This is a genomic window from Pseudomonas sp. S3_B08 (assembly GCF_054667725.1).
Window position 1 is genome coordinate 701,316 of the sequence record NZ_CP162750.1, and the last position, 12,442, is coordinate 713,757.

9 protein-coding genes are annotated in these 12,442 nt (G+C 59.3%); 6 read left to right on the plus strand and 3 right to left on the minus strand.

The window, feature by feature from the left end; genetic code table 11:
- The first annotated feature begins 43 nt into the window (after nucleotides 1–43).
- The 5 genes from AB4N73_RS03330 to AB4N73_RS03350 all read left to right on the plus strand — a co-directional run bounded on the left by AB4N73_RS03330 (nucleotide 44) and on the right by AB4N73_RS03350 (nucleotide 6,457).
- Complete coding sequence (locus tag AB4N73_RS03330) at nucleotides 44–385, plus strand: helix-turn-helix domain-containing protein (protein ID WP_056783977.1); 342 nt, start codon at nucleotides 44–46, stop codon at nucleotides 383–385.
- Entirely contained in the window at nucleotides 382–753 is a 372-nt protein-coding gene (locus AB4N73_RS03335; protein ID WP_003223109.1) for a hypothetical protein, read from the plus strand. The genes AB4N73_RS03330 and AB4N73_RS03335 overlap by 4 nt, the downstream gene beginning before the upstream one ends.
- Entirely contained in the window at nucleotides 754–1,161 is a 408-nt protein-coding gene (locus tag AB4N73_RS03340; protein ID WP_076566754.1) for an SEL1-like repeat protein, read from the plus strand.
- A gap of 239 nt (nucleotides 1,162–1,400) precedes the next feature.
- Entirely contained in the window at nucleotides 1,401–6,074 is a 4,674-nt protein-coding gene (locus AB4N73_RS03345; protein WP_460142911.1) for an RHS repeat-associated core domain-containing protein, read from the plus strand.
- Nucleotides 6,071–6,457, plus strand: coding sequence for a hypothetical protein (locus tag AB4N73_RS03350; RefSeq protein ID WP_263469732.1), 387 nt, complete (start codon nucleotides 6,071–6,073; stop codon nucleotides 6,455–6,457). Before AB4N73_RS03345 ends, AB4N73_RS03350 begins: the two co-directional genes overlap by 4 nt.
- Nucleotides 6,458–6,584: 127 nt before the next feature.
- On the opposite strand, the gene AB4N73_RS03355 is transcribed toward AB4N73_RS03350, so the two are convergent.
- Nucleotides 6,585–8,366, minus strand: a complete 1,782-nt coding sequence (locus tag AB4N73_RS03355; RefSeq protein ID WP_460142912.1) for a bifunctional diguanylate cyclase/phosphodiesterase — start codon at nucleotides 8,364–8,366, stop codon at nucleotides 6,585–6,587.
- 118 nt (nucleotides 8,367–8,484) lie between these two features.
- Nucleotides 8,485–10,569, minus strand: a complete 2,085-nt coding sequence (locus AB4N73_RS03360) for a carboxy terminal-processing peptidase (protein ID WP_252879691.1) — start codon at nucleotides 10,567–10,569, stop codon at nucleotides 8,485–8,487.
- Nucleotides 10,570–10,707: 138 nt separating this feature from the next.
- Here AB4N73_RS03360 and AB4N73_RS03365 point away from each other — a divergent pair, with 138 nt between their 5' ends.
- Nucleotides 10,708–11,670 carry a zinc-binding dehydrogenase gene (locus AB4N73_RS03365; protein ID WP_460142913.1) on the plus strand — a complete coding sequence of 321 codons (963 nt, stop codon included), beginning with the start codon at nucleotides 10,708–10,710 and terminating at the stop codon, nucleotides 11,668–11,670.
- A 95-nt stretch (nucleotides 11,671–11,765) separates the two neighbouring features.
- Here AB4N73_RS03365 and AB4N73_RS03370 read toward each other — a convergent pair whose 3' ends face one another.
- A complete protein-coding gene (locus AB4N73_RS03370) occupies nucleotides 11,766–12,419 on the minus strand; it encodes an HAD family hydrolase (RefSeq protein ID WP_095180777.1) in 654 nt (217 codons plus the stop codon).
- Nucleotides 12,420–12,442: the final 23 nt, after the last annotated feature.

A 12,442-nucleotide genomic window follows, 5' to 3' on the forward strand; every position in this document is an offset into this window, starting at 1 on the left:
AAAAGTGCCGACTCGCTAAGTGGTGTTGTCCTACGGGGTAGTCATGGATATTCAGATAATTGCACGCGATGGCGAACCCGAATACGCGGTTCTGCCGTGGGCTCAATATCAGGCTTTACTGAAAGCAGCAGGGATCAACGCAACACCGGTGCAGCAGCCAGCAGCGCCGCTCGCCGCCTCGCCGGAGCCGATTCTTCCGGGTCTGGATCAATTACGCAGTTTGCGCGAAGGGAAGGGCATCGCCATCGAGGCGCTGGCCCGCACGGTAGGTATCAGCCCGTCTTATCTGGCCATGATCGAAAGTGGTGAGCGTCAGCCCGACGCCGCGATTCGCCGCAGCCTGGCCTGGGAACTGACGGTGCCGGGTTGGAGGGACGAATCGTGAGCGTACGAATCAGCCGTCAACATTGGGACGGATTGCTGGGGGAACTGGACCAGGCGCGTCGTCAGCGCCATCTTCTCACTTATCGAGCCTTGCTTGAGCGTTTGCAGCTGCCGACGCCGGCGATGCAGACACTGACGGCTGCGCTGGAGCATCTGGCCGCACTGGACGCCAAAGCCGAGCAGCCGTTGCGCAGTTCGCTGGTCATCAGTCAGGGCGCCAGTCGTTTGCCGCGTACCGGTTTTTTTGAATGTGTCGAGCGTCTGGGGCGCTTTTCCGGGCCTTCGGATGGCGTTGCAGCGGCGTCCTGGCATGCGTCGGAAGTGGTGCGCGTCTTCGAATACGAATACCCGGAATCGGCGGAGGCCTGAGTGTTTCTGCGCCTCAAGGCGCGGGCCGGTTACTGGCTGGCCCGCAGGCTGTTTCATTGGTCGTGGTTCGTTCGCCAGCCGCGTGGCTGGCGCTGGCTCGAAGGCCAGTTTGCACGCATGGCCAACCTCGGCGATGTCGGTGCGCAAAGCTTTTATGGGCACATTCTGACTTTTCGCGGCGTCGGGTTAGGCGCGCGTGAAGAAGGCGTGCGCTTACTGCGTCTGGCGGCGTTGGCTGGTGATGGTAAAGCGGCGTATCAAGTCGGCGTGATCAGCCTCGCCGGTACCCCGAGCAAGGCGCCGGATCCCGCTGAGGCCGCTCGTTGGTGGAGCATGGCCGCCGAAGCCGGCCACCCGTTGGCCGAGCTTAAGCTGCAACAGCTGATGGCTGGTGATTCAACGCAGTAATTCCATGTATGTCTTCTAAGTAAACGCGGCGTGAGGTTTTCCTCACGCCGCGTTTACGTTTTTGCCTGCACGTTTTTCGCTGGATGTTGGATTGCAGATTAGTCCTACATCCTTTGCCTACTCGCCTGACTTCTTTCCTTTCTGATCCCCCGCACAGTTCCCGCGACTAATTTCTTGCGCGAGGGACCGCTCATGCTTCAGCCCGTTTTTCAGCCCACCTTGTCTGCCTGCGTGTGTTGATGGAAGCCATCGCTCGCATCGAGCAGGAACTCGACAGTTTCCCGCAAACGCTCAGCCTCTACCGCAAACAGCTCGATCACTGGCTCAGTCGCAGGGTGGACCAGATCAGCGAGGCAGCAGACCTGCCATCGCTGGTGGGCATGGAGCGGATCATTCGCTTCGGCGATCGCAGCACGGCGGTCAGTAGCAGCGACGAGGAGTTTTCTTCCAGCGTCGTCCAGTGCCCGCAGGGCGGGCTCATGCAGATCGAGAGCAAGTTCGAATCGGTCTACGACATCCCGCTGGGCAACATTTCCGTCGATGTGGTCGACGTGGATAGCGGCAAGACCGCGCCGGTCACCCTTGATCAGCAGGGCAAGGGCGAATTCAGAGGTGAAGAGGGCAAGTTCTACCGCGTTCTTGTGCACAGCGCTGTCACCTCCAATCAAGTCGCGAAGCTGTTCGAATCCTATGACGGTTTGACCGGCGAGCTGGACGGCTGGCTGCGTAGCGAGTGGCAAGGTTTCAAGCCGCAGTGGTCACAGTCGGTAGCGGCCGCAGCCAGCAACGGCATGCTCGCCGGCAGTTGGGCGGCCATCGAGGGGGTATGGGACAGCCTCGGACTGCTCTCGGAAATTCTTCAGGAACCCGGCAAGTTCGCCGAGCGTTTGGGCAGTGGCGCGGCTGATCTGATCGAGCTGGCACAGACCGCTCCGGATCTCATGGAAAAGCTGCAGTTGCTGGTCAGTGACGAAGCGGCGATGTGCTTGCTGCTGCGGTCGGCAAGCCTGTGGCTGGACATGCTGCCGCCCAGCGAGATTGCCGGCAAGTCTGCTGAAGTGGCGTCGATGATGATCGTGCAACTGATCATCGATGTGTTGATCAGCGTGGTGCTGACGTTTGTCGGAGCGGGGGCGGGGATCGCTTATCTGACGCTGCGTCTGGCTGACCGCGCAGCGCAGCTGTTCAACGTCGCCAAGCGTCTGGTCAAGGCGCTGTTCAGCATCGTCAACGCCTTTATTGAATACGTCGACCGCTACAAAGCCGTTGCCGCGCGGGGCATCGCCGCCGGGGTGAAAAAGGGCCGGATGCAATTGCGCTGGGATGCCAAGCGCAACGCCATGTTGAAGAAAGACGAGCCCCACGACGACGTCCCCGACCAGGCGAAAAACCCCAACGGCGATGCCGCCGACTGCGTCCCCAATACCTGCAAAAACGGCTGCCCGGTGTCGATGGTCACCGGCGAAGAACTGCTGACCCTGACCGACGCAGTGCTTGATGGCGTGCTGCCCTTCGAGTTCACCCGCTTGTACCGCAGCAGCGCGGTCGAGATCGACATCGGCCTGGGTTTTGGCTGGAGCCACACGCTGGCCCATCGCCTGTCCTTCGACGGCGACGGCGTGATCTGGATCGACCACGAAAACCGCCGCACTCGGTTTCCCCTGCCCAACGTCGCGCGTCCAGCGATTCACAACAGCCTGTCGCGGGCGGCGATCTTTCTCGGTGATGAACCGGAAGAACTGATCCTCGCCCTGGCCGGGGAAAACGCGCGCTTCTACCACTTTCGCGCCGGCCGGCTGACCGCAATCAGCGATGTCTACGGCAATCGTCTGACCCTGCAACGCGATCGCTCCGACCGCATTCAGCGTCTGGACAATGGCGCCGGCCGCTCATTGCTGTTGCGTTATGACCGCACGCAGCTGGTGGCGATCGATTATCAGGTGTTCGTCCAGGGCGAGTGGACCACCGAGCAAAACCTTGCCACCTACAGCTTCGATGCCCGGCAACGCCTGCTGGTCGCGACCAACGCGGTCGGCGACAGCGAGCGCTACGACTACGACGACCACCACGTCATCCTCCAGCGCCAGTTGACCGGCGGTGCGAGCTTCTTCTGGGAGTGGCAGCGCGAGGGCAAAGCCGCCCGCTGCGTGAGGCACTGGGCTTCGTTCTCGCAGATGAACACCCGTTACGTCTGGAACGATGACGACGCCAGCGTGACCGTGCATTACGTCGACGGCACCGAAGAAGTCTACGTCCACGACGAGCGCGCGCGACTGGTGCGCCAGGTTGCGGCCGATGGCGGCGAGCAGCTCAAGGCTTATGACCAGCAGGGGCGATTGATCGCCGAGCAGGATGCTTTGGGCGCGGTTACCGAATACCGCTATGACGAACTCGGACGGCTGATCGCGCTGATTCCGCCGGACGATGCACCAACGTCCTACGAGTACCGCAACGGCTTTCTCTACAAGCGTTGCCGTGGTGATGCGGTGTGGATCTATCGGCGCAACGCTGAAGGCGCCGTTACCGAAGCGGTCGATCCCGACGGCCAGGTCACCCATTACTACTACAACCTGCGCGGCCAATTGCTGTCGCTGCGTTACCCGGACAGCAGCCGCCACCGCTGGGTGTGGAACGAGCTCGGCCAGCTCATCGAAGAAACCCTGCCCGATGGCGGCGTGCGGCGCTTTTCCTACGATGCGCTGGGACGGCGGATTACCACCCAGGACGAATTTGGTGTTGTCAGTCGTCAGCAGTGGGACGCGGCCGGCCGACTGATCCTGACGACTTCTCCTACGGGCAGCACGCGCGCCTACAGCTACGGCGCTTACGGCCAGATCACCGCTGAGCGCGACGAGCTCGGACGCATCACCCGCTACGAATATGACGACGACCTGCACTTGGTCTCGCGGCGGATCAACCCCGACGGCACCCACGTGCAGTACCGCTATGACCATGCGCGGCTGTTGCTGACCGAGATTGAAAACGAGTCCGGAGAAAAGTACCGACTGGATTACACGCCGACCGGATTGATCCGACAGGAAACCGGGTTTGATGGGCGGCGCACGGCTTATGCCTACGACCTCAACGGGCACCTGCTGGAGAAGACCGAGTTTGGTGATTTCGGCCCCAGTCTGGTCACCCACTATGAGCGCGATAAGGCCGGGCGTTTGCTGGTCAAAACCCTGCCCGATGGCGCCAAGATCCGCTACGACTACGACCGCCTCGGGCGCTTGGTTGCCGTTGATGACGGGCAAAACCATCCGCTGGCCTTCGAGTACGACCGTCAGGACCGGCTGATCACCGAGCATCAGGGCTGGGGCACCTTGCGCTATGCCTATGACGCCTGCGGTCAGCTCAAACGCCTGCGCCTGCCGGACAACAGCAAGCTCGACTATCACTACGCCAAAGGCGGTGCGCTGTCAGCCATCGACCTTAACGGCACGCCGCTCACGCGCCACGTCTACCAGTCCGGTCGCGAACAGCAACGCCAGCAAGGCTTGCTGCTCAGCGAATACTCCTACGACGATCAGGGCCGCTTGCTTGCCCATGCTGTAGGCCATCGCCACGCCTCGCTGTACCGCCGCGATTATGCCTACAGCGCCAACGGCAATCTCGAGCACATTGCCGACAGCCGCCACGGCCAGCGTACCTACGGCTACGACGCCCTCGACCGGTTGATCCGCGTACGTCACTCGCGCGACGAACTGCCCGAATCCTTCGCCCACGACCCGGCGGGCAACCTGCTGATGCAGGACCGCCCCGGTCCCGCGCAGATCAAGGGCAACCGCCTGCTGATGCAAGGCGACCGCCATTACGACTACGACGCCTTCGGCAACCTGATCCGCGAACGCCGAGGCCACGGCCAGACCCTGGTCACCGAATACCGCTACGACTGCCAGCACCGCCTGATCGGCCTGACCCGCCCCGACGGCCAGACCGCCACTTATCACTACGACGCCTTCGGCCGGCGCATCCGCAAAACAATCGACGGCGCCGTCACCGAATTTTTCTGGCAAGGCGAACACCTCGTCGCCGAAAGCAGCGCCACGCAATACCGCAGCTTCCTCTACGAACCCGGCACCTTCCGCCCACTGGCGATGCTCGACGGCAAAGGCCCGAAAAAAGCCTGCCCGTTCTACTACCAACTCGACCACCTCGGCACCCCGCAGGAACTCACCGACTACAGCGGCGAAATCGTCTGGTCCGCGCAATACGACGCCTACGGCAAAGTCGCCGCCGTCACCCTCGCTGGCGAAGACTACCTCGACCAACCGCTGCGTTTTCAGGGGCAGTACTTCGATGTTGAAAGTGGGCTGCATTACAACCGGCATCGGTATTACGACCCTAGGTTAGGGCGGTATCTGACGCCGGATCCGGTGAAGCTCGCGGGTGGGTTGAATCAGTATCAGTACGTGCCGAATCCGACGGGGTGGGTGGATCCGTTGGGGTTGAACGGATGCCCGCCAGATGGAGACGGAAAAGGGAATCCAACGGCACCATGCGGGAATGCAAAGGTTGATACCAGAGAACCTCTTCCACCGGATATAGAATGGTCGAGTCCTAGCGTTAAACGAGCTTCTGCGCTGCTGGATCAAGGTGCTAAGGACGTTACTGTTAACAGTCGAGCTGAAGCTGAAGAATTGTTCAGAGGGAAATATTTAGGTCAAGGATATAAGAATGCTGAAGAGTTCAATTCCGTTACCGCCAAAGACTATTTCCAAACGCCCTTTGGGAAAGAATCGTACTATCACTGGGATGACACAGCTGTATCTAATGTTGTGAATCGAAAAGTTTACATGGCAAATCATAGTCCTGACGATCCGCATGCTGTCATGCCTCATCTACAATTACATCCAAAGGACGGCAAAGTAATCCGAATTTACTGGCCAAACTCATTTGCAGGTCAAATATGAAACAGCAGAAGAAAATCGCTCGTAGCGTATGGTATGGACTCGAAGGGACGAGCTACGACAATATTGCACAAGAACTTCCGTGCAAAGATCACTCAAGTCGAAAGTGGGTCTCAATATATGCTAATTACAAATATTCTTTCTCAGGCGATCCGCATCAATATTACGATTTTATTCATAAATCGAAAGGGTTCAGGTTTTCGATTGTAGTGTTTACTGTGGCTATTGAAGAAATTGGCTCCAGCGATGGTATTGATGATCGGGATATCGTGATATTAAACTTTGTACCCGTTAATTCTGAGGAGGATATCTATACGGTTTTGGAACGGCTCGCGATCGATCCGGAATTATTCTGCCCTCCATGGCGGTGCGGGTATCCGATTTGAGTAGTCCGATAGATTGAGAATTAGTAGTCACTACTTAGTACCCTTGCGTGTCTTAAGAGGGGGCATGTGATCGCTAGATTATGATTGTGAACTACATGGAGTTCATGATGCGCTACTGTGCTGGGGTTTAACCAACTAGCTGTGATGTCTGGGCCGGAGGCGCTATAGCATCGAGCAAATACACACTAAACCCCACAACCCCCTTCGCATGATGCTTAGCCTGCGAAGCCATCTCCGCAAGCTGGCTGGCATCAAGCGCTGCACAAGCCTCAGGTCGCAGATGCACCACCCCGATCGATAACGACAACAACGCAAATTCTTGCCGCACACCCTGTCGGTTTGGCGCTACAAAACAACCGGCTTCCAGATGCTCGGGCCGATAGAACCGGCGGCATTGGCTTTGGAAATCGTCGAGCAGTTGGTTGAGGCGTTTGCGCCAGTCTTCGGGGCCGAGGACGAGGAGGAAGTCGTCGCCGCCGATGTGACCGACAAAGTCGCGGGTGGGGTCGATGCGTTCGTTGAGGCATTGCGCGAGGCAGAGCAGGACTTCGTCGCCGCGACCGTAGCCGTAGATGTCGTTGAAGGGTTTGAAGCTGTCAATGTCGACGTAGCAGATGATCGATTCGCGGGCCTGTTGCAGCAGGCGGGTGAGGCACTGCTGGATCGGTACGTTGCCCGGCAGCAGGGTGAGGGGATTGGCGTAGCGCGCCTGCTGGATTTTCAGTTCGGTGATCAGCTTCAGCACGTCGATGACCCGGCCGAGGCCGAGGTAACTGCCGTTGAGGGTGATGATGAAGTCTTCTTCGATGCGCTGGCGGGCGCGGCTGGTGATCAGGCGGCTGACTTGCTGCAGTGACTGACTGATTTCCACGGCGAGGAAATCATCGTTCATCAGGCGGCTGATCGGTTTACGTGCAAACAAGTCCGTGGCAAACGGTTTGAGCAGTGCGTCGGACAGGGAATGGCGATGGACGATGCCACAAGGCTGGCCTTGTTCGTCGAGCACCGCGAGCGAATTGAGGTTGGCCTGGCGGCGAAAGGCTTCCAGTACCGTCGCGGTGGGCGTATCGCGTTGCACGGCGGGCTGCTCGTTGAGCAGGGCGCTGAGGTCGCTGCCTTCGTCATTCAGCGCGACGGCGCTGCTGTCGTGTTTGGGCATCAACGCGCGAGCGTCGCGGGACGGATGTTCCTGAGGGCGGCCGAGCAGGTAGCCTTGCACCAGGTCGACGCCCATTTCAGTCAGCACCGCGAGTTCTTCCGGTAGCTCGATGCCCTCGGCGATGACTTGCGCGCGCGAGGCTTTGGCGATTTGCAGAATCGAACCGACAAACTCTCTTTTCAACGCATCCTGATGAATGCCATCGATGAAGTGCCGGTCGATCTTCACGTAATCCGGACGCAATTCCGACCACAGGCGCAGGCTCGAATACCCCGCGCCCAAGTCGTCCAGCGCAATGGAAAAACCCATCGCCCGGTAGTGATGCAGGGCGGTTTGCAGCAACTGGAAGTCATCGATTGGCGTCTGCTCGGTGAGCTCGATGACCACTTGGCTCGGCGCAATGCCCAAGTCCTGCAGCAGTTGCAACGTACGGCCGGGTTGGTGCGCGGCTTCGAGCAAGGATTCTGGCGACACGTTAAGGAACAGCTTGCCCGGCAGTTGCTGCTCATTGAACCGTCGGCAGGCGCTTTGTCGGCAGGCGATTTCCAGTTCACTCAATCGACCAGCCTGTCGCGCCACGGCGAACAGGGCAATCGGAGAGTGAAGAGGGCTGTTGGACGGGCCACGGGTGAGGGCTTCGTAACCGAGAATGCGGCGTTCGGAAAGACAGATGATCGGCTGGAACAGACTGTGTAAACCGCTTTGAGTCAGGATCGAGCCCAAGGCGCTCAGCTGTTCGGTCGTGGTCATGGCAGTCTCTGGCGATAAAAAAAGGACCGGGAGCGCTTGCTCCCGGTCCTTTATTGCACGACAGAATGATGACTGTTTGATGACGATCCGGGGATCGTCAGCACTAAATTGCCATCACTTACTTCTTGGCCACCTGATTGCTCAGTTTCAGGTAATCCAGCAGCACGCGCCCGGTTTCGCTCAGGTAGGCATCGTCTTCTGGTTTGACCTTGTCCGGCTCGGCAGCGGCCAGTGCGTCTTCGTCTTCTTTCTTCAGCTCTTTGAGCGGTTCTTCGCCTTTGGCCTTGCGACGGATGTTCTCCATCGCCAGTTGCTTGGCGTCGATGTCGGCGTGCTGGGCACGACGATCGGCTTCGTTGAGGCTGACGGTTTTTTCTTCCATCAGTTTCTGCGCCAGGGCCAGCTTGTCGCGGATGAACACGAACTCGGCATCCTTGTTGGTGCGCGAGTCATGTTCGGACTTCAACTGGGCGAGGAACGGCTTGAACGGATCGGCCGCCGGCTTGATCGCCGCGCGAATGGTGTCCCACGGCATGGCTTCCGGCAGGGCACTTTCGCCGATTTCCTTGGTGTCGATCAGCGACGGGTAGTCGATGTCCGGCAGTACACCCTGATGCTGGGTGCTCTGCCCGGAGACACGGTAGAACTTGGCCAGGGTCAGTTTCAGTTCGCCGTGGTTCAGCGGCTGAATGGTTTGCACAGTGCCTTTACCGAAAGTCTGGCCGCCGATGATCAATGCGCGATGGTAGTCCTGCATGGCGCCGGCGAAGATCTCCGAGGCCGAGGCGGACAGGCGGTTGACCAACAGCGCCATCGGGCCTTTGTAGAACGCGCCCGGGTTTTCATCTTCGAGCACGTCGACACGGCCGTCGGCGTTACGCACGAGTACGGTCGGACCTTTGTCGATGAACAGGCTGGTCAGCTCGGTGGCTTCCTGCAGGGAGCCGCCGCCGTTGTTGCGCAGGTCGATGACCACGCCGTCGACTTTGTCCTTCTGCAGCTCGGTGAGCAGCTTCTTGACGTCGCGAGTGGTGCTCTTGTAGTCCGGATCGCCGGCACGGAATGCCTTGAAGTCGAGGTAGAAGGCCGGGATCTCGATCACGCCAAGTTTGTAGTCCTTGCCGTCCTGTTTCAGGCTGAGAATCGACTTCTTCACGGCCTGATCTTCGAGCTTCACCGCTTCACGGGTGATCGGCACGATCTTGGTGGTCTGGTCGTTCGGCGCATTGCTCGCCGGAATGACTTCCAGACGCACCACGGTGCCTTTAGGACCGCGAATCAATTTGACCACTTCGTCCAGACGCCAGCCGACCACGTCGACCATTTCCTTGTTGCCCTGAGCAACGCCGATGATCTTGTCGGCCGGAGCGACCTGCTTGGTCTTGTCCGCCGGGCCTGCCGGCACCAGACGCACGACCTTCACTTGATCGTTGTCGCTCTGCAATACGGCACCGATGCCCTCGAGGGACAGGCTCATGTTGATGTCGAAGTTTTCCGCGTTATCCGGCGACAGATAGTTGGTGTGCGGGTCGTAGGACATGGCGAAGGTGTTGATGTACGCCTGGAAGATGTCCTCGGCGCGGGTCTGGTCGAGACGCGCCAGCTGATTCTTGTAGCGCTTGGTCAGGGTTTCCTGGATCTGCTTCGGCTCTTTGCCGGCGATCTTCTGGCGCAGCACTTCGTCCTTGACGCGTTTGCGCCACAGGTCGTCGAGTTCCGCGGTGGACTTGAGCCAAGGCGCGTCCTTGCGATCGATCAGCAAGGTCTCCTTGGTGTTGAAGTCCATCTTGTCGACGCCTTTGTTCAGCTCGGCAAGTGCGAAGTCCAGACGCGATTTGACGCGGTCCAGGTAGCGCTTGTAGATGGTGAACCCGGCGTTGAGGTCGCCGCTTTTGAGGAAGTCGTCGAACTGGGTCTTCCACTTGTCGAATTCGGCGATGTCGCTGGCCATGAAATAGCTGCGCGACGGGTCGAGCAGCTTGATGTAGCTGTCGTAGATGATCACCGAGCGCGCATCGTCGAGCGGCGGCTTGCTGTAGTGGTGACGCTTGAGCAACTCGACGACGTTCAGGCTGGCGATGACTTCATCGCGATCAGGCTGCAACTTGTCCCAGCTGTTGGCTGCGAATGTGGTGCCCGACACCGGCAACAGGCCGATACCGATGAAAAGAGCGAGGGCGGTGCTGGGGAGCAGATGCTTCATGCTGATTCGACGCGGGGACAATTGATAACGCATATTAGGCCGTCTTTGAAGTCGCCGGTTCTTTGAGAGCCGGTCGCATAATGCAAAAAGCCCGGCGCTACAGCTTCGGGCTCAGTCCAGACTCACTATGGAGGCAGTGTGAAGGCATTGCAAGGCGTTGAAGGTCAAGTGGCATGGGTTGAAGAGCCGAGTCCGACGTGCGATGTAGGACAAGTCCGCATCCGGGTGGCGGCAGCCGGCCTCAATCGCGCCGATTTATTACAGAAAGCAGGGCTTTATCCGCCACCACCCGGGGCCAGCCAAGTGCTTGGTCTTGAGTGCTCCGGGGTGATCAGCGAGGTCGGCGCGGGCTCGTCCTGGCAGGTTGGCGACCGGGTTTGCGCCTTGTTGGCCGGGGGCGGCATGGCTGAAGAGGTGGTCGTCGACGGACGGCATGTGCTGCCCGTGCCCGAAGGTGTTTCGCTGATCGAGGCGGCGGCATTGCCCGAGGTGTACGCCACCGTCTGGCTGAATGTGTTTCAACTTGCAGCGCTGAAACCCGGTGAGAAAATTCTCCTGCACGCCGGCGCAAGTGGAATCGGTTCAGCCGCCATTCAGCTGTGCAAAGCCTTCGGTAACCCTTGTTGGGTCAGCGTCGGTTCCGCCGAACGCCTGGCTTACTGCGAAGCATTGGGTGCGCAGGGCGGCGTGGTCCGCACCGATGAAATTGAAAGTCTGCGCGACTTCGGGCGGTTCGATGTGATTCTCGACCCGGTGGGCGGCAATTATGCGGCGCTGAACCTCAAGCTGATGGCGCTGGACGGACGTTGGGTGCTGATCGGTTTGATGGGCGGGCGCGAGGCGAAACTGGATCTGGCGCAGGTGTTGGCCAAGCGTGTGCAACTGCTCGGTTCGACGTTGCGCAGCCGTAGCGATCAATTCAAGGCCGATCTGCTCAGTGATCTGGGCCAGCATGTGTGGCCGCTGTTTGCCGAGGGCCGCTTGCGTCCGCAATTGGCCAGAGCCTTTGCGGTGAAGGATGCCGAAGCAGCGTTTGCCGAACTGGCGAGCAATACGGTGGCGGGCAAGTTGGTGTTGGTGATCAATGAGGGTTTGAGCTGACAGCAAAGCAAGGTCAAAAGATCGCAGCCTTCGGCAGCTCCTACAGAGGCACGCATCCAAAAGTAGGAGCTGCCGAAGGCTGCGATCTTTTGCTTTTATTTCCAGAGGTGGATCGGCCAGCCGGATTTTTCCGCGTGCTCGAGTAGCACCGGATCCGGATTGACCACGTGTGGAAAATCCACTTTCAACAGCAGCGGCAAGTCATTGCGCGAATCGGAATAGAAACTCGCGCCCTCGAGGTTTTCTTCTTCGGCGTCCAGCCATTCCAGCAGGCGAGTGATCTTGCCTTCGCGGTAGGTCAACGTGCCCACGGTATGGCCGCTGTAAACGCCGTGCGCGACTTCCAGTTCAATCCCTAGAATCTCGTCGATGCCGAGTCGATCGGCAATCGGTCTGACCAGGTGCGTGCCCGACGCCGAGATCACCAGAATCCGGTCGCCGGCCTTGCGGTGCGCGGCGATGGTTTTGGTCGCGTCGCTGAAGATGATCGGTTCGATAAAGTCTTCAACCCACGGCCCGACCAGGTGCTCGACTTCTTCTGGCGTACGGCCGATCAGCGGTTCGAGGCTGAACGCCATGTAATCTTCCATGCGTAATTTGCCATGGCTGTAGGCGTCCATCAGTTCGTTGTTCTTGCGCATGAACGACTCGGGATCGACCCAGCCCAGGCGCCCCATCTGCTCGCTCCAGAGGGTGGCGCAGTCGCCGTGGATCAACGTTTCGTCCAGATCAAAAATTGCCAGGGCCATCAGTGCAGTTCTCTCTTCAACGT